This is a genomic window from Serratia sp. NA_13 (assembly GCF_052691735.1).
The window spans coordinates 1-18,084 of sequence record NZ_JBQZFV010000020.1; the positions used below are offsets into that span (position 1 = coordinate 1).

Here is an 18,084-nt window from a genome sequence, read left to right on the forward strand (position 1 = left end):
TTCCTGATTTTTATTTATCGGCCTCTACTCGCTCTGGGCAGGTATGAGGTTTGTCATTAGTCTGAAGCCGCATACGCGGCTTTTTTTGTGGCTGAAAACGGTGCTCCATCCCTGGTTTTAACCATTCAAATTTATTGAAAATCATCATCATGGTTATCCGGCTGTTTTACCCCGGTAAACGGCGTAGTCTGGTCCACAGAATGTATTGTGACCAACCAAGGATCCTGTATGAACACCTCTCGTATGCCAGCACTTTTCCTCGGCCACGGTAGCCCGATGAACGCGCTGGAAGAAAACCGCTACACCCGTGCATGGCGTACGTTGGGTGAAACCTTGCCACGCCCGAAGGCCATCGTTGCCGTTTCAGCGCACTGGTATACTCATGGTACTGCGGTTACCGCGATGGAAAAGCCGAAAACCATCCATGACTTTGGTGGTTTCCCACAGGCGCTGTTTGATACCCAGTATCCGGCTCCTGGTTCACCTGAACTGGCCGCGCAGATCCAGCAAGTGTTGGAGCCAGTTCGCGTCAAGGCTGACGTCAGTGAATGGGGTTTGGATCACGGTACCTGGGGCGTGTTGATCAAAATGTATCCTGAGGCGGACATTCCGGTCGTGCAGCTCAGCATCGACGGCACTCAGCCGGCGGAATACCATTATGAGCTGGGCCGCAAGCTGGCGGAGCTGCGCGATCGGGGAATTATGATCGTGGCCAGCGGTAACGTGGTGCATAACCTGCGGATGGTGAAATGGCAGGGTGACGCGACGCCTTATCCGTGGGCCACGTCGTTTGACAAGTTCGTGCGGGATAACCTGAATTATCAGGGCGATAACCACCCACTGGTGAGTTTTATGCAGCATGAAGGCGCGGCGCTGTCGAACCCGACGCCGGAGCATTACCTGCCGCTGCTATACGTACTTGGCAGTTGGGACGGCAAGGAAGCGATAACCGTACCGGTTGATGGCATTGAGATGAGCTCATTGAGCATGCTGTCGGTGCAGGTCGGTTAAATAAAAAACGCCAGTCTCAGACTGGCGTTTGCATTTCAGGTCTCTGGCGAGTTTTCGTCAGCCGAGGATGATGTGCGGGTAGAAGCGCGACAGATCTTGGGTGATCAGCTCACGATCTTCACGCAGGCCGATACCGCAGGGTTGATCGTCAACCAGCCAGCTGCCGATCAACGTATAGCTGCCTTCGAACTGTGGCAGCGGGTGGAACTGCTGCACGATCATGCCTTCTTCGCCGTAAGGGCCGTCGACGCTGGCAACCTGCTGACCATTCTGCACGATCTGGATATTGGCACCTTCGCGCGAGAACAGCGGCTTGGTGACGTAGTGATCGAGCTGTGGATGATCGTCTTCTGCAAAGTACGACGCCAGCAGGTTGGGGTGATCCGGGAACATTTCCCACAGCATCGGCAACAGGGCCTTGTTGGAAATAATGCTTTTCCACGCCGGTTCCAGCCAGCGCACGCCGGCATCTTCCAGCTTGGTGGAAAACATCTCGCGCAGCATGAATTCCCACGGGTAAAGCTTGAACAGGTTACCGATGACCTGATTCTGCAGGTCGGTAAACTGGCCTTTTTCACCCAGACCAATCTCTTCCATAAACAGGAATTCGGTCGGGACTCCGGCTTCCAGCGCGCAGTCCTGCAGATATTGCACGGTGCCGCGATCTTCCTCGCTGTCCTGGCAACAGGCCAGGTGCAGCAGACCGAAACCGTGGTGTGCTTTCAGCTCGGCGAAACGCTCGATCAGTTTTTCCTGCAGACTGTTGTACTGATCGGACTCCGGGCTGAGCTTGCCGGCGTTAATCTGGTCTTCCAGCCACAGCCATTGGAAAAAGGCCGCTTCATACAGTGAGGTCGGGGTATCGGCGTTGTTCTCCAGCAGCTTGGGCGGATTGATACCGTCGTAGGCCAGATCAAGACGTGAATACAGCGACGGCTGGCTGGTCCGCCATGAACTGCGGACAAACTCCCAGGTGTGTTTCGGGATGCGGAACTTGGCCATCAGCGCATCGCTGGCGACCACTTTCTCCACCACCTGCAGGCACATCTGGTGCAGTTCGGCGGTGGCGTTTTCAATTTCTTCAATCTGCGCCAGCGTGAATTGATAATAGGCGTCCTCACACCAGTAGGGTTCGCCATACATGGTGTGGAAGCGGAAGCCGAATTCGGTGGCCTTTTCGCGCCAGTCCGGGCGTTCGGTGATCGCAACGCGTTTCATGCATTAACCGCCCATGCTGCGTGAGCTGGAGGTCGCACTGCTGCGCTGCATGCTGGTCTGTTTGGCGACGGATTCGCCAAAGCCACCACGGGTGACGGTATTGGTCACTGCCGGTTTTGGTGCCATGGCGGTTTTTGGCACCGTCATGGTGCGGCCGCCAGCGGTGGCCGGGCCGTAGCTCTTGCCAGAGGCATCAACGAATTTGCCGTTGGCCGGGCTGGCGGCGTTTTTAGAGGTGAACAGCGGCTGTTGAGCAAAGCCGGAGCCGCCCATCATGCGGCCCATCATGTAGCCTGCCATCAATGGCATCCACATGCTGCCGCTGCTCTGTGACTCGGCTGCCATACCGGCCTGTGCCGGGGCGGGTGCCTGAGTACACTGCGCTTCACCGAACTCGGCGACACAGTCTTCGCGAGTCGCGTATTTTGGCGCGGTTTTTGCGGCTTCTTTCAAGGCGTTGTTATAGGCAGTGGTGCACTGCTCGCTCATTGAAGGGTTGGTGCGCGAACAGTCGTCGGCATTTTGATACATAGAGACCGTTTCATCGCTCTTCTCGCAGCCGGCGAGCATAAAGACTGCGCTGATCGCCAAGGCTACGGGCGCAACACGGTAGTCGCGCCAGGACTTGCGGAACGTCTCTCGGTTGATGTTTTTTGTCCGTTTCATCGTTATTCATCCCATCAGTCGGGCTGTATTCGCCCATTCCCAGTAATGGCGGTAAGGATAGGGTAAAGATGGTCAAAATTAAAGCTGAAATGCCTACAGAATCCACTCTTTACGCAGCTATACGTTGGGTTGTGCGCCAGTTCGCTTTACCGGCTAAAAAAGCCTCGGCAGAGTTTCATTATGAAACGCCATGGGTAAAGTAATGTTCCATAATGAAACAAAAATGCCGGAGGTCGCAAAGCCTTCGGCAAGCCCTATAGTCAGTCCATAACAACGCGACGGCACAAGACCGACGCACCATCACCTGATATCTGAACGTTACCATCGCCAATTTCCCTACAAGGATCCGGTTATGTTGAGAATCATCCAGTCTCCAGGCAAGTACATCCAGGGCGCCAACGCATTGGCCGCCGTGGGCAAATACGCGAAAGCCCTTGCCGACCATTATTTCGTGATCGCCGACGACTTTGTGATGAAGCTGACGGGCGATACCCTGATGGGCAGCTTGCACCAGCACGGGGTGAGGCATCACGCCTGTGTGTTCAACGGCGAATGCTGCCATAAGGAAATCGACCGGCTGGGCCAGGAACTGAAGGCCCATGGCTGTCGCGGTGTGATTGGCGTCGGTGGCGGTAAAACGTTGGACACCGCCAAGGCTATCGCCCATTACCAGCATCTGCCGGTGGTGCTGATCCCGACTATTGCTTCCACCGATGCGCCCACCAGTGCGCTGTCGGTGATCTACACCGAACAGGGCGAATTTGACGAATATCTGATCCACACCAGTAATCCGGACATGGTGATAATGGACAGCGCGATTATCGCCAGGGCGCCGGTGCGGTTGCTGGTTGCAGGCATGGGCGACGCGCTTTCAACCTATTTTGAGGCGCAGGCCTGTTTCGATGCCCAGGCGACCAGCATGGCGGGCGGCAAATCCACGCTGGCGGCATTGAGCCTGGCACGGTTGTGCTATGAGACGCTGCTGGCGGAGGGCGTTAAGGCCAAGCTGGCGGTTGAGGCCGGTGTGGTGACGGAAGCGGTCGAGCGCATTATCGAGGCCAATACCTATTTGAGCGGCATCGGTTTCGAAAGCAGTGGCCTGGCGGCCGCGCACGCCATTCACAACGGTTTTACCGTGCTGGAAGAGTGTCACCACCTGTACCACGGCGAAAAAGTGGCGTTTGGCACGCTGTCACAGTTGGTGCTGCAAAACAGCAGTATGGTGCAGATCGAAACGGTGCTGGAGTTCTGCCAGCGTCTCGGCTTGCCCATCACGCTGGCGCAAATGGGCGTTAACGGCGACCCGGCAGAGAAAATTATGGCGGTGGCCGAAGCCAGCTGCGCGGCAGGCGAAACCATCCACAATATGCCGTTCGAGGTCACGCCTGCCAGCGTACAGGCGGCCATTCTGACGGCAGACCGGCTGGGCAGCGCCTGGCTGCAACAACATTCAAGCTGATACCGCAGGGGCGCAGTTTACTGGCTGCGCCCCGTTGGCCAAACGAGGAAATAACCGTGAAAAAACTGATTAACAAGGTTGAGTCGGTACTGGAAGAGCAACTGCTGGGGTTGGCAGAGGCTCATCCTGAGCTGTTGGTGCATCAGGAACCGGTGTTTGTCACCCGCGCCGATGCGCCGGTGGCGGGCAAGGTGGCGATCCTGTCCGGCGGCGGCAGCGGTCACGAGCCGATGCACTGCGGTTTTGTCGGCGAAGGCATGCTCGACGGTGCCTGCCCAGGGGAAATTTTCACCTCGCCAACGCCGGATAAAATGTACGAGTGCGGCCAGGCGATCGACGGCGGTGCCGGGGTGTTGTTGCTGATTAAAAACTACACTGGTGACGTACTGAACTTTGAAACCGCCACTGAGCTGCTGCATGACAGCGGTGTCCAGGTGGCGACGGTGCTGGTGGATGATGACGTGGCGGTTAAAGACAGCCTGTTCACCGCCGGGCGACGCGGGGTGGCCAATACCGTGCTGATGGAGAAACTGCTCGGTGCGGCAACGGCGCGTGGCGACAGCCTCGATAGCATCGTGACGCTGGGCCACAACATCAATAATCACGGGCATTCGATCGGTATCGCGCTGGGGGCCTGTACCGTACCGGCTGCCGGCAAGCCGTCATTCGTGCTGGCGGAAAACGAGATGGAATTCGGCGTCGGTATTCACGGTGAACCGGGCATTGCGCGTCGCCCATTCACCACCCTGAATGCGGCGGTGGACGACATGTTCCATACCCTGATCGACCATGGTCATTACCAGCGCACCATCCGCGTCTGGGATCGTCAACAGGGCGAATGGCGCGATGAAGTACAGACCAAACAACCGCTGACGCGTGGAGACCGGGTGATCGCACTGGTAAATAACCTGGGCGCAACGCCACTGTCCGAACTGTATGGCGTTTATCACCGATTGGCGGAGCGTTGTGCCGAAGCGGGCATGATTGTTGAGCGCAGCCTGGTGGGGTCCTATTGCACATCGCTGGATATGCAAGGGGTCTCAATCACGCTGCTGAAGGTGGATGACGAACTGTTGTCCCTGTGGGATGCGCCGGTGAAAACGCCTGCGCTGCGTTGGGGTTGCTGAGGAGGAGTCATGGCGTTAACCAAACAACAAGTGGTCGACTGGCTGATGTGTTGCGGCGACGTGTTTGCGCAGCAGCGTGATTTTCTAACCCGGCTGGATACCGAGATCGGGGATTCCGACCACGGGCTGAATATGAACCGTGGCTTCAACAAGGTGGTGGAAAAGCTGCCTTCGGTGGCGGACAAAGACATCGGTTTTATCCTGAAGAACACCGGCATGACGCTGCTGTCCAGCGTGGGGGGAGCCAGTGGTCCGCTGTTTGGCACCTTCTTCATCCGCGCTGCGCAGTCGACCAATGCCAAGCAGAGCCTGGATCTGGCGGAGCTGCATCAAATGATGCAGGAAGGCGTCGAAGGTGTGGTGATGCGCGGCAAGGCGGAGCCGGGTGATAAAACCATGTGTGATGTCTGGTGGCCAGTGGTGGAAAGCCTGGGCCAGTCGGCTCTGCAGCAGCTAAGCGTGGCGGAGGCCCTACAGCGCGCCAGTGAACGGGCGGAGCAGGCGATTGAAAGCACCATCACCATGCAGGCACGCAAAGGGCGTGCCAGTTACCTGGGTGAGCGCAGCATCGGTCATCAGGATCCGGGTGCCACCTCGGTGATGCTGATGATGAAAACGCTGGCAGCGGTCGCCGGTCAATAGCAGGAGGCGAGATGATCAATATCGTTGTAGTTTCACACAGTGCGCTGTTGGCGCGCGGAGTTGAAGAACTGGCGTTGCAGATGATGCGTGGCGATGGCTGCAAGCTGGTGCTGGCGGCAGGGGTCGATGATGCGGAACACCCGATAGGCACCGATGCGGTCAAAGTGATGGAAGCGATTGAGTCGGTGGCTGACGCAGCGGGCATTGTGGTGCTGATGGATTTGGGCAGTGCGTTGCTGAGTGCCGAAACTGCGATCGACTTGCTGGAGCCGTCGGTGGCCGCCAAAGTCCGGCTGTGTTCGGCACCGCTGGTCGAAGGGACGCTGGCTGCGGTGGTGGCTGCCAATGCCGGTGCCGGGCTGGAACAGGTACTGGCCGAGGCGCAAGGTGCGTTGCAGGCCAAACAGGCGCAGTTGGGGGAAGCCGCCGCGCCGGTTGCTCAAAGCGCTGAATTGCCGCTGGCTCAGGGGAAAAGCGTCAATTGGACGGTACAGAACCCGCATGGGTTGCACGCCCGCCCGGCCGCCCGACTAGCGGAAGCGTTGGCCCCCTTCGATGCCGAACTGGTGCTGGAAAAGCAGGGCCAGTGCGCCAATCCGCGTAGTCTTAACCAGCTTGCGCTTTTACAGGTGCGCCACGGCGATACCATTCGGCTGATTGCAGGTGGGCCGCAGGCCGAACAGGCACTGGCGGCGTTTAGCGCGCTGGCAGAGCAGCACTTTGGCGAAACGGTATCTGAGCAGAGCCTGCCCTCGCTGCACGGTATTCCGGTAGCGGAAAGCGTAACCAGTGGCCCGGTGTGGCAGGCGCTCAGCTTCTGGCCGACGGTGGTTGAGCGTACCATTGGCGCCGATGACGTGCTGAACGAACAACAGCGGTTGCGCCAGGCACTGCAGCATACGCTGAGCGAATTAAACCGGCTGGCGGAGCGCACCGGCTCATTAATTGGCAAGCCGCAGGCGGCAATCTTCGGTGCGCACAGCATGCTGCTGGATGACCCGGATTTGCAGCAGGCGGCCTATACCCGTATCGCCCGTCAGCAATGCAGCGCCGAGCAGGCCTGGCGACAAGAGATGGAAGCCATTGCCGGTGAGTATCGTGAACTGGACGATGAATACATGCGGGCGCGGGAGTTGGACGTGCGCGACATGCTGCGGCGCACTCTGAGTCATCTGCAACAGCAACCATTACCGGTGATTATGCTAACCGTGCCGTCCATTCTGGTGATGGATGAACTGATGCCGTCTGACGTGGTGATGCTCGATCGTCGTCTGGTGCTCGGCATCTGCTTGAGCGGCGGTAACGCACTGTCGCACAGCGCAATTTTGGCCAAGGCGATGGGCATACCTATGGTGGTGGGCATGAACGACTGCATGAGCAAAACCCGCAGCGGCCAGAAAGCGATGCTGGATGCGGCGCGCGGTGTGTTGCAACTCAGCCACTGACGGCGTGGCCTCAGGGGCGCAGCTTAAACTGGCGGATATCAATCTGATATTGTTTGATTTTTCGCCACAGCGTGGTGCGACCAATGCCCAGCAGCTGCGCCATTTCGTTCAATTGCCCGCGGCTGACGTTAGCCGCATGAATGATCGCCTGACGTTCCATCTCGGCCAGTGTTAATAGCGGCATGCCCGGTTGTGGTTCACTTTCCAGCAGGGGTTGGTGGCTGAGCAGGTGCTCGGGCAAATCCGCCAACTGTAGATGGTGGCCGTGGCACATCATCGCGGTACGCTCCACCACCCCCTTTAGTTCCAGATCGTTGCCGGGCCACAAATACAGACCGAGCTGGACCATCACCTCGTCATCCACCCGAAAACGGCACTGGAAATGCTGTTCCAGCGTGCGTAAGTGGTGCTTCACCAGCAGCGGAATATCGCTCAGCCGTTGGCGTAGCGCCGGGATTTGGATCTCGAATGCTTGCAGGCTGTAGAACAGCTGGCGGCGAAAGCGATTCTGCTGCACCAACAGCGGCAGATCGGCGGCACTGCTGGCGATCACCCGCACATCGACCGGGATCACCCGATTGGAATTGAGTCGCATGACTACGCCGGTTTTCAGCACCTGCAACAGTGCAGACTGCATCTCCGCCGGCAAATACTCGATTTGTTCCAGGTACAGCGTACCGCCATTGGCCAGTTCAAATTTACTGAGCTGGCCCGCTTCTTCCTCGTTGGCATCGCTGCCCAACAGTTCCCGTAGCCCCTGGGCTTCCGGCAATAGCTGGCAGTTGAGGGCGATGTACGGCCCGCTGGCGCGCTCACTGGCATTGTGGATCGCCTGGCTGAGTAGCTCCTTGCCGACACCTTCTTCGCCGCACAGCAGGATCGGGTGCTGGCCTTTCGCCGCCTGTTGGCCATAGCGAATCAGCCGCCGCATCTCCAGCGAGGAGGAAGGCATCTGTTCAAAACTGTGGCTGACACGCCCCAACTGGCTGCTGACATACTGATGCAGTCGCTCGAGGGGATGCAGCAGGGCGATAAAGCTGCAGCGCTCGCCGTCGAGGATCGGTTTAAGGGTTAACAGAGCCGCAATAAACTGCCGCTGGCGTTCGAAGGTCACTTCAACGTGTTGCAGCGGTTGCCGCTGGGCAATGGCCCGGTTGAGCAGGGCAGGCAGCGTCAGTAACTGGGACAGGGGCTTGCCTTGACTTTGTTGTTCATCCAGCTTGAGCAAGGAGGCGGCTCGTTGATTGATGTATTGCAGGTAACCGCGATGGTCCCAGGCCATAACACCGTCATCCACTCCGTCGAGCAGGCCGTAAAGCTGGTTCAGATGGCGGTTGGACTCTGCCAGCAGGCTGTCGGCGTTGAGGGAATTGCCGATCTCGCGTGCCAGCGCCAGCGTCAGTGACAAATCGCCGGCAGCACAGTCGTCAAGCAGGCAGCCTAATGCAATCGAACCGCGTTGACGGCCGCTGTTGTCGTAGACTGGCGTAGCGCAGAATGACCAGTCGTGCAGCGCCTTGCGTACATGTTCACTGCCGCGTACCTGTACCGGGTGCCCCTCCGACATGGCCAGCGCAGGTGCATTGGTGCCGATGTCACCCTCGGCCCAATAAGCGCCAGGCATAAAACCTAACTGTTGCAGATGCTCGCGCGTCGGCATATCGCCGCACATCCACAGCATGCAGCCACTTTCGTCGAGGATCATCAGCAGGCAGCGTCGCTGTTCCATGTACTCGCAAGCGTCTTCCAGTGCCGCCTGGCCGAGCGTCAGCAGATCGTTCTTACGCTGGCAGATGGAGTTAAAGGTAGCACCGAGTGCGCAGTGGGGTTTTTTCCATATCGCAGGCTGCATCAGGCTGCGGCAGCGTAGCCAGGAAGCATAGATTGCCGGTACAGGGCGCTGTGCGGGCGGCAGATCGCCATCGATCAGACGTTGCCAGCTTGGGGTGTTCTCCATCGGATCCCATCCAGACGAGATAAAACGATAACCTTGATGATACCACCCCAGGGAGGGGCAACGGCTGTGAGACGGTGGGCAGAACCGATGAGCAGGTAAAAAAACGGGGTGTGGCAGAAGCCATACCCCGTATTCAGCACAGTGCTGCAATCAATTGCGGAATGGATTACCGCTGTTGCGTACAGGCTGGCTGGTGGTGGTCGCCGGCGCGGAGGCGCGGGTGGCAACCGGTGCTGCGGTTTGCGGCGCAGGTGCGTTGCCGTTATAGCCTTCAGCATTAGCGTCTTGCGCGGTGGTCTGCGGTGCTACCACGTCTTGCGAAGTAGAAATAGGTTTGCCCAATGCGCCGTTCAGCATCATCAGGTCGTTTTCGTTCAGGGTACCGAGCGCCGACTTGATGTTCAGTTGGTTGATCAGGTAGGTATAACGCGCGCTGGAGAGCTGCTGCTTGGCGTTATACAGCGTGGTGGTGGCATCGAGCACGTCGACGATGGTGCGGGTACCTACTTGGTAACCGGCTTCCATCGCATCCAATGAACTCTGGGCAGACACTACCGCTTGTTGGTAGGCGTTGATGCTGCTGATCGAAGCGTTCACGTTGTTGAATGACGAACGCACGGTCTGCACTACGCTGCGGTGGGCGCTTTCCAGTTGCTCACTGGCGCCGACGAAGTTGTACTGCGCCTGCTGCACCTGTGAATTGGTCTGGCCGCCGCTGTACAGCGGGAGATTGAAGCTCAGCCCCACTTTGTTTTCGCCTGCATCGTTGTCCTTAGCAACGTTACTGGAGCCGCTGTACCTGTTGTTGGACACGGCGGTTGAAGCGCTGAAATCAACGGTCGGCATATAGCCGGTCTGTGCTGAACGGATTCGCTCGCGTGCCAAGTCCTGGCTCAGGCGGGCAGAAAGCAGGCTCAGGTTGCGCGCTTCGGCTTCTTTCAGCAGGTTGTTCACCGCTTCCGGACGCTGAGTACTGAAACGGTCGGTATTCAACGAGGCCAGTTCCGGGTAGAAGGTGCCGGTTACCTGGCGCAGTTTTTCCAGCGCGTTATCCAGGGTGTTGCGAGCGGTGACTTCAGCCGCCAGCACGGTGTCATAGTTGGAACGGGCGTTCTGCACGTCGGTGATCGCCACCAGGCCCACGTTAAAGCGTTGGGTGGTTTGATCCAGCGTGCGGTAAACCGCCTGTTTTTGCGCCTGCGTATAAGACAGCGAGTCGATGGCGCTCAGCACGTTGAAATAGGCGGTAGCGGTGTCGAGGATCAGCTGTTGCGACGAGGTCTGGAAGGTCACGTCGGAGATACCGGCGGTTTTTTCCTGCAGCGTCAGCGCACGCCATTTCGACATGTCGAAAATGGTTTGGGTCAGCGCCAGCGAGCCGCTGGTGGTGTTGCCGTTTTGGTCGCGGTTGTCGCGATAGCCATAGCTACGGTTATAACCCGCGCTCAAACCCAACTGCGGCAGCAGCGGGCTGCGCGCTTCGTTGATTTTTTCGAATGCGGCGTCACGGTCAGCGGCGGTTTTGCGCAGATCCGGGTTACTTTCCCTGGCCTGTTTGTAGACCTGCAGCAGGTTCTCAGCCTGGCTCATTGCACTGAAGCCGCCCAGGCTCAGTCCGATAAGAAGGGGGAGCAGTTTCTTCATTTGCATTCCTTGTTGTGCAGCAATATTGCGGAGTTAGCTGACGATAGACGAAATAATTGCCGATTCTAGCAGAGTCTGTTGTTCGCCCGAGTTGGCTGAATGTGCCATCTCGCGTAACTTTTACCTTTCAGGCTGCCTGTTTACCGTAGTTCAACTGGTCGCACACGTCACACCTGATATCATGGCTCACATTACAGGCAATGGCGGGAAACAGCCTAACATAAAGCTACGGAAGATTATCCCGCCGTTTCTGTCATCAAAACTGTTTATTTTATCGGCATACTCATGCAGGAGAATTCACTTATGAGCCACTCGCAACCGTCGCCCGTTACTCTTGATGAAAATGATGTAGAAATTATTGCACGTGAGACGCTTTACCGTGGTTTTTTTTCACTCAATTTATACCGTTTCCGCCACCGCCTGTTCAACGGTGACATGAGCCCCGAAATTAAACGCGAAATTTTCGAGCGTGGGCACGCCGCGGTGTTACTTCCCTATGACCCGGTGCGTGACGAGGTGGTGCTGATTGAACAACTGCGGATCGCCGCGGTCGATACCAGTAGCTCCCCCTGGCTACTGGAAATGGTGGCGGGTATGATCGAAACCGGCGAGAGCGTTGAAGACGTGTGCCGCCGTGAAGCGCAGGAAGAAGCCGGCGTCGAGGTCGGGCGGTGCAAGCCGGTGCTGAGCTACCTAGCCAGCCCCGGCGGTACCAGCGAGCGCTTGTCGATTATGGTGGGCGAAGTGGACGCGACTACCGCGGTTGGCATCCATGGACTGATCGAAGAGCATGAAGATATCCGTGTTCATGTGGTCAGCCGCGAACAGGCTTACCGCTGGGTTGAAGAGGGCGCGATTGATAACGCGGCATCGGTGATTGCATTGCAGTGGCTGGCGTTGCACCATGAATCGTTAAGAAAAGAGTGGGCCAATTAATGAAACAGCGCTATACCCCTGATTTCCCCGAAATGATGAGATTGTGCGAAACCAACTTCGCGCAATTGCGCCGCTTGATGCCGCGTAATGATGAAGTGGGTGAAACGGTGACTTATCAGGTGAGCGGCGCCAGTTATCGTCTGACAATTATTGAATCCACCCGTTATACCTCGCTGGTGCAAATTGAACAGACCGCTCCGGCGGTCAGCTACTGGAGCCTGCCTGCCATGACGGTGAGGCTGTATCATGACGCGATGGTTGCGGAAGTGTGTTCAAGTCAGCAGATCTATCGCTTTAAAGCGCGTTATGATTATCCCAACAAAAAGTTGCATCAACGCGACGAAAAGCATCAAATTAACCAGTTTCTTGCTGATTGGTTGCGCTACTGTTTGGCGCATGGAGCAATGGCGGTTCCGGTTTGTTAAACAGACTGAGATAACAAAGGACACCATTTGGAAAGCCTGTTTAAACCGACCGTGGCAAGTGGGGCCAGGGTCAGGATCCTGCAAATAACAGATACCCACCTTTTTGCCGGCGAAAATGAGACTTTGCTTGGCATTAATACCTATCGCAGCTACCACGCGGTGTTGGACGCTATCCTGGCGCAGCAGCGTGATTTTGATCTGGTCGTCGCCACCGGTGATTTGGCACAGGATCATTCATTGGCTGCCTACCGGCACTTTGCCGAAGGTATTGCACGACTGCCGGCACCTTGCGTTTGGCTGCCGGGCAACCATGATTTTCAGCCGGCGATGGTCGACGCACTGGCAGACGCCGGGATTGCCCCGTCAAAACAGGTACTGGTGGGTGACCACTGGCAGGTGCTGTTGCTCGATAGTCAGGTGTTTGGCGTGCCCTACGGTGAGTTGAGCGACTATCAGCTCGAGTGGATGGAGCGCTGCCTGCAAGCCTATCCCGAGCGCTATACCTTAATGCTGCTGCACCATCATCCGCTGCCTTCCGGCTGTACCTGGCTCGATCAACACAGCCTGCGCAACCCGCATATGTTGGGCGCGGTGCTGCTGCGTTACCCGAAAGTGAATACCCTGCTGTGCGGGCATATTCACCAGGAGCTGGATCTGGAGTGGCAGGGCAGGCGCCTGCTGGCCTCGCCGTCCACCTGCGTGCAGTTCAAGCCGCACTGCACCAATTTCACCATCGACGAGGTTTCACCCGGCTGGCGCTATATTGATTTATTGCCGGACGGCCGCGTCGAAACGCAGGTTTTCCGGTTGGAAAACGACGATTTCCGCCCCGATATGGATTCGGATGGGTACTGATGCCTTCGACACTGCTCTATCTGCACGGTTTTAACAGTTCGCCGTTCTCGGACAAGGCGACGTCTTTCAAGGCGTGGCTGGCCGAACATCATCCGCATATCGAGGTATTGGTACCACAGCTGCCGGTTTTCCCGGCGGAGGCTGCCGAGATGATCGAGAACATGGTGATGGAGCGCGCCGGGCAGACGATAGGCCTGGTCGGTTCCTCACTGGGCGGGTACTACGCCACCTGGCTTTCGCAGTGTTTCTCACTGCCTGCAGTAGTGGTTAACCCTGCTGTGAGGCCGTTTGAGCTGCTGATTGACTACCTCGGCAAAAACGAGAACCCCTACACCGGCCAGCAATATGTGTTAGAGTCTCGACACGTTTACGATCTGAAAACGATGCAGATCGATCCCTTGGAGTCGCCGGATTTAATCTGGTTACTGCAACAAACGGGCGATGAAATTCTCGATTATGGGCAGGCGGTGGCGTATTACACCGCATGTCGACAGACGGTGGAGTCGGGTGGAAATCACGCCTTCGTCGGTTTCGAGCATTACTTCCCCCAGATTGTGGATTTTTTAGGGCTAAACTCTGTCTGAATTAGCGATTTATACCCTATGGCTTTCAAGTCGCAGCCAGGCGCCCAGTTCGCTTATCCCCAGGCGCTTACTCTGGTAAGTTACTGGGGTGAGCGAACGCAGGTAACAACGCTGCGGCTTGAAAGACGACGGGTATCGGCACCTCCTACTAACCACGAAAAATTTCAACGATGACTCAATCCAGCTATAACGCTGATGCCATTGAAGTACTCAGCGGTCTAGAACCAGTGCGCCGTCGTCCCGGCATGTATACCGACACGACGCGCCCCAATCACCTTGGCCAAGAGGTGATAGATAACAGCGTCGATGAAGCGTTGGCCGGTCATGCCAAGCGCATCGACGTGATTTTGCACGCCGATCAGTCACTGGAAGTGATCGATGACGGCCGCGGTATGCCGGTGGATATCCACCCTGAAGAAGGTGTTCCTGCGGTTGAGTTGATCATGTGTCGTCTGCATGCGGGCGGTAAATTCTCCAATAAAAACTACCAGTTCTCCGGCGGCCTGCACGGCGTGGGGATTTCGGTGGTTAACGCCCTGTCGACCCGGGTGGAGGTCAACGTCAAGCGCGACGGCAATGTCTACAGCATTGCCTTCGAAAACGGCGACAAGGTGCAGGACCTGGCGGTGACCGGCAGTTGCGGTAAACGCAATACCGGCACCAGCATCCACTTTTGGCCTGACGAGAAGTTCTTCGACAGCCCGCGTTTCTCGGTTTCTCGCCTCAGCCACCTGCTGAAAGCCAAAGCCGTGCTGTGCCCTGGGGTAGAAATCTACTTCATCGACAAGCTGAACAATACCGAACAACGCTGGTGTTATCAGGACGGCCTGACCGATTACCTGATGGAAGCGGTTAACGGCCTGATTACCCTGCCGGAAGCGGCGTTTGTCGGCAACTTTGCCGGCGACACCGAGGCGGTAGACTGGGCACTGCTGTGGCTGCCGGAAGGCGGTGAACTGCTGACTGAAAGCTACGTGAACCTGATCCCGACCATGCAGGGCGGCACCCACGTTAACGGCCTGCGTCAGGGGTTGCTGGATGCGATGCGCGAGTTCTGCGAGTTCCGCAATATTCTGCCGCGCGGCGTGAAGCTTTCCGCTGAGGATATTTGGGATCGTTGCGCCTACGTGCTGTCGGTAAAGATGCAGGATCCGCAGTTCGCCGGGCAGACCAAAGAGCGTCTGTCGTCGCGCCAGTGTGCGGCCTTCGTATCCGGCGTGGTGAAAGACGCCTTCAGCCTGTGGCTGAACCAGAACATACAGGCGGCAGAACAGCTGGCCGAGCTGGCCATTTCCAGCGCTCAGCGCCGTCTGCGCGCCGCCAAAAAAGTGGTGCGCAAGAAGCTGACCAGCGGTCCGGCACTGCCGGGTAAACTGGCCGATTGCACCTCGCAGGATCTGAACATGACCGAATTGTTCCTGGTCGAAGGGGACTCAGCAGGCGGTTCAGCCAAGCAGGCGCGCGATCGTGAATACCAGGCGATCATGCCGTTGAAAGGTAAAATCCTCAATACTTGGGAAGTGTCTTCGGACGAAGTGCTGGCTTCGCAGGAAGTGCACGACATCTCGGTGGCGATTGGTATTGATCCGGACAGCGAAGATCTCAGCCAACTGCGCTACGGCAAAATCTGTATCCTGGCGGATGCGGACTCCGACGGTCTGCACATTGCCACGCTGCTGTGCGCGCTGTTTGTGCGTCACTTCCGTTCGCTGGTTAAGGGGGGCCACGTCTATGTGGCGATGCCGCCGTTGTACCGAATCGACCTCGGCAAAGAGGTGTTCTATGCGCTGGATGAAGAGGAAAAGGCCGGCGTGCTGGAACAGTTGAAGCGCAAAAAGGGCAAGCCTAACGTTCAGCGCTTTAAAGGGCTGGGTGAGATGAACCCGCCACAGCTGCGTGAAACCACGCTCGACCCCAATACCCGTCGTCTGGTGCAATTGACGGTGAGCGACGAGGATGTGGATCAGACGCTGGCGGTGATGGACATGTTGCTGGCCAAAAAGCGTTCGGAAGATCGCCGCAACTGGCTGCAGGACAAAGGCGATATGGCCGAGCTGTCTGCCTGACAGGTCCGGCGAAAGACTGACTGGCCCGGCTTCCCCGCCGGGTCTTCTTCCCGTAGGGGCGCTGCGTGCGGCACCTGACCACTCTGGGCGGCATGCATGAAAATCACCCTCGAAGAATTACTGGCCTTTACCACCGTCGTTGACAGCGGCTCCATCACTGCCGCAGCTGAACAGCTCGGTCAGACCACCTCCGGCATCAGCCGCGCACTCAGCCGGTTGGAAAAAAAACTCGATACCACCCTGATGCGCCGCACCACGCGTCGACTGGAGCTGACCGAAGAAGGCCAGAATTTTCTCAACCACGCGCGTGAGATTATCCATTCGGTGGAAAATGCCGAAGAGCAAATGGCGCTGCGCAGGTTGATCCCTGCCGGGAAACTGCGGGTCAACGCTGCCGCTCCGTTTATGGAACACGTGATCGTGCCGCTGGTGGCCGGCTTCCGCCAAAGCTATCCGCAGATTGAGCTGGAACTGAATACCGATAACCTGATCATCGATCTGCTGGAAAAGCGCACCGACATTGCCATTCGCATTGGCGCGCTGCGGGACTCGACTATTCATGCACGTCTGTTGGGCTCCAGCCGCTTGCGTATTCTTGCCAGCCCGGAGTATCTCGCGCGCAATGGTACACCGGGCAGCGTGGAAGCGCTGTGCGAGCACTGCCTGCTCGGGTTCACCCAGCCGGAGTCGCTCAACCTGTGGCCGTTGCGCTATCAGCAGGCGCAGCATTTTACCATTACCCCGACAATTTCGGCTTCCAGCGGTGAAACCCTGCGTCAGTTGGCGTTACGGGGGGAGGGGATAGTGCAATTGGCGGATTTCATGACGCGAGACGATCAGCGTGCGGGGCGACTGATACCCTTGCTGGAACAGGAAACGCTGGATGTGCGCCAACCGATTAATGCGGTCTATTACCGCAATACCCAGTTGGCGGCGCGTATTACCTGTTTTCTGGACTACGTCAGTGCGCATATTGATGCGCAGACGCTGTAGGGGCGCAGCCTAAAGTGCGTTACCCAATACGTGAATGGTCACGCCCAGCACGCTGTCTTTGATGGTGTCACGATGACGGTGCATGTGAGCGATATCCAGATGCTTTTCCAGATGCGCCTGACTGGCCCATTTTTCCAGCATAAACACCGAGTCCGGCGACAATTTCTGCCATGGCGCCTGGGTGTGGCTGTCGATCATTGGCGTATATTCACTACAGCCGTCTTCTGCCAGCACCAGCGGGATCAGTTTCTCAATCGCCTTCAGGACCGTTTCACGGTGGCCCGGTTTGGTTTTGATTTCTGCAATTACGGTGATCATCATTACCTCATTAATTGACGTGCATAGTGCCAGTTAAGCAAAAATTTCGGCCAGATGCTCGCGATAACGTGCGATGTCGCTGTCGATATCCGGTTGTTTAATCACGTCATTACAGATAAAGGTCGGCAGCGCTTCCATGCCCAGGAATTCATTGGCCTTGTGGAAGTGCAGATACACGCCGTCAACGCCGACGCCGTGGAAGAACTGTTCCGGGTCGGTAAAGGCCTCCAGCGGGGCGTTCCAGGTCAGGCTCAGCATGTACTTTTTGCCCTGGATCAGGCCACCGGAACCGTATTTCTTGCCGGCGTCCGAGCGGGTGCGGCCATCGCTGGCGTACAGGCTGCCATGCCCGGCAGTGAACACTTCGTCGATGTATTTTTTCAGGATCCACGGCTCGCCCATCCACCAGCCTGGCATTTGATAAATCACCACGTCGGCCCACAGATATTTTTGCACTTCGGCTTCGATGTCGTAACCGTCATCGACCACGGTAACCTGTACCTGATGTTGCACATCGCGCAGATAGGTTTCTGCCACGTCGCTCATGGTTTGGTTGAGTTCGCCGTCGGAATGGCCGAATTGTTTTTTAGCATTGATAATCAGGATATTGCTCATCTTTCACGGCACCTGTGAGAATTAAAATATGTGATGTCCTCCGCATCAGCTACGGAAAACATTTCGCTGACAGGGAGTGTAATGCTTGGCAATGTAAGTAAAAATGGGATCCAGCGCACAACA

18 protein-coding genes are annotated in these 18,084 nt (G+C 57.2%); 12 read left to right on the forward strand and 6 right to left on the reverse strand.

Annotation, left to right across the window (positions count from 1 at the left end):
- The first annotated feature begins 228 nt into the window (after nt 1-228).
- Entirely contained in the window at nt 229-1,011 is a 783-nt protein-coding gene (gene ygiD / locus ACUTSU_RS20770; RefSeq protein WP_445652484.1) for a 4,5-DOPA-extradiol-dioxygenase, read from the forward strand.
- Nucleotides 1,012-1,068: 57 nt separating this feature from the next.
- On the opposite strand, the gene ACUTSU_RS20775 is transcribed toward ygiD, so the two are convergent.
- Both ACUTSU_RS20775 and ACUTSU_RS20780 read right to left on the reverse strand, forming a co-directional pair.
- Nucleotides 1,069-2,229, reverse strand: a complete 1,161-nt coding sequence (locus tag ACUTSU_RS20775) for a glutathionylspermidine synthase family protein (protein ID WP_445652485.1) — start codon at nt 2,227-2,229, stop codon at nt 1,069-1,071.
- Between the two features lie 3 nt (nt 2,230-2,232).
- Nucleotides 2,233-2,895: a DUF1190 family protein gene (locus ACUTSU_RS20780; protein ID WP_135318104.1), complete on the reverse strand. Its 663-nt coding sequence runs from the start codon at nt 2,893-2,895 to the stop codon at nt 2,233-2,235.
- Nucleotides 2,896-2,963: 68 nt separating this feature from the next.
- Between ACUTSU_RS20780 and ACUTSU_RS20785 the strand changes: the two genes are divergently transcribed.
- The 5 genes from ACUTSU_RS20785 (at nt 2,964) to dhaM (ending at nt 7,568) form a co-directional block, all read left to right on the forward strand.
- Nucleotides 2,964-3,098 (forward strand): hypothetical protein, encoded by a 135-nt coding sequence (locus ACUTSU_RS20785; RefSeq protein ID WP_261092679.1) that lies wholly within the window; start codon nt 2,964-2,966, stop codon nt 3,096-3,098.
- Between the two features lie 149 nt (nt 3,099-3,247).
- Nucleotides 3,248-4,354 (forward strand): glycerol dehydrogenase, encoded by a 1,107-nt coding sequence (locus ACUTSU_RS20790; RefSeq protein ID WP_445652486.1) that lies wholly within the window; start codon nt 3,248-3,250, stop codon nt 4,352-4,354.
- Between the two features lie 56 nt (nt 4,355-4,410).
- Nucleotides 4,411-5,481: a dihydroxyacetone kinase subunit DhaK gene (dhaK, locus tag ACUTSU_RS20795; RefSeq protein ID WP_445654668.1), complete on the forward strand. Its 1,071-nt coding sequence runs from the start codon at nt 4,411-4,413 to the stop codon at nt 5,479-5,481.
- A gap of 9 nt (nt 5,482-5,490) precedes the next feature.
- Nucleotides 5,491-6,123 carry a dihydroxyacetone kinase subunit DhaL gene (gene dhaL, locus ACUTSU_RS20800; RefSeq protein WP_445652488.1) on the forward strand — a complete coding sequence of 211 codons (633 nt, stop codon included), beginning with the start codon at nt 5,491-5,493 and terminating at the stop codon, nt 6,121-6,123.
- Between the two features lie 11 nt (nt 6,124-6,134).
- Entirely contained in the window at nt 6,135-7,568 is a 1,434-nt protein-coding gene (dhaM, locus tag ACUTSU_RS20805) for a dihydroxyacetone kinase phosphoryl donor subunit DhaM (RefSeq protein WP_445652489.1), read from the forward strand.
- 10 nt (nt 7,569-7,578) lie between these two features.
- Here dhaM and dhaR read toward each other — a convergent pair whose 3' ends face one another.
- Both dhaR and tolC read right to left on the reverse strand, forming a co-directional pair.
- Nucleotides 7,579-9,525 (reverse strand): dihydroxyacetone kinase operon transcriptional regulator DhaR, encoded by a 1,947-nt coding sequence (dhaR, locus tag ACUTSU_RS20810; protein ID WP_445654669.1) that lies wholly within the window; start codon nt 9,523-9,525, stop codon nt 7,579-7,581.
- Between the two features lie 150 nt (nt 9,526-9,675).
- Nucleotides 9,676-11,169 carry an outer membrane channel protein TolC gene (gene tolC, locus ACUTSU_RS20815; protein ID WP_445652491.1) on the reverse strand — a complete coding sequence of 498 codons (1,494 nt, stop codon included), beginning with the start codon at nt 11,167-11,169 and terminating at the stop codon, nt 9,676-9,678.
- Between the two features lie 303 nt (nt 11,170-11,472).
- Here tolC and nudF point away from each other — a divergent pair, with 303 nt between their 5' ends.
- The 6 genes from nudF (at nt 11,473) to ACUTSU_RS20845 (ending at nt 17,028) form a co-directional block, all read left to right on the forward strand.
- Nucleotides 11,473-12,105 (forward strand): ADP-ribose diphosphatase, encoded by a 633-nt coding sequence (nudF, locus tag ACUTSU_RS20820; protein ID WP_445654670.1) that lies wholly within the window; start codon nt 11,473-11,475, stop codon nt 12,103-12,105.
- Nucleotides 12,105-12,530 (forward strand): DUF1249 family protein, encoded by a 426-nt coding sequence (locus ACUTSU_RS20825; protein WP_445652493.1) that lies wholly within the window; start codon nt 12,105-12,107, stop codon nt 12,528-12,530. Before nudF ends, ACUTSU_RS20825 begins: the two co-directional genes overlap by 1 nt.
- 27 nt (nt 12,531-12,557) lie before the next feature.
- Nucleotides 12,558-13,385 carry a 3',5'-cyclic-AMP phosphodiesterase gene (cpdA, locus tag ACUTSU_RS20830; RefSeq protein ID WP_261111915.1) on the forward strand — a complete coding sequence of 276 codons (828 nt, stop codon included), beginning with the start codon at nt 12,558-12,560 and terminating at the stop codon, nt 13,383-13,385.
- Nucleotides 13,385-13,969, forward strand: coding sequence for an esterase YqiA (yqiA, locus tag ACUTSU_RS20835; protein WP_445652494.1), 585 nt, complete (start codon nt 13,385-13,387; stop codon nt 13,967-13,969). Before cpdA ends, yqiA begins: the two co-directional genes overlap by 1 nt.
- Before the next feature lie 170 nt (nt 13,970-14,139).
- A complete protein-coding gene (parE, locus tag ACUTSU_RS20840; RefSeq protein ID WP_218216693.1) occupies nt 14,140-16,035 on the forward strand; it encodes a DNA topoisomerase IV subunit B in 1,896 nt (631 codons plus the stop codon).
- A gap of 96 nt (nt 16,036-16,131) precedes the next feature.
- Nucleotides 16,132-17,028, forward strand: a complete 897-nt coding sequence (locus tag ACUTSU_RS20845) for a LysR substrate-binding domain-containing protein (protein ID WP_445652496.1) — start codon at nt 16,132-16,134, stop codon at nt 17,026-17,028.
- Between the two features lie 9 nt (nt 17,029-17,037).
- Here the strand turns inward: ACUTSU_RS20845 and ACUTSU_RS20850 are convergent, their stop codons facing one another.
- On the reverse strand, nt 17,038-17,346 hold the full coding sequence (locus tag ACUTSU_RS20850; RefSeq protein WP_012146960.1) for a putative quinol monooxygenase: 309 nt from the start codon (nt 17,344-17,346) through the stop codon (nt 17,038-17,040).
- A 33-nt stretch (nt 17,347-17,379) separates the two neighbouring features.
- Nucleotides 17,380-17,961, reverse strand: a complete 582-nt coding sequence (locus ACUTSU_RS20855; protein ID WP_445652497.1) for an NAD(P)H-dependent oxidoreductase — start codon at nt 17,959-17,961, stop codon at nt 17,380-17,382.
- Nucleotides 17,962-18,084: the final 123 nt, after the last annotated feature.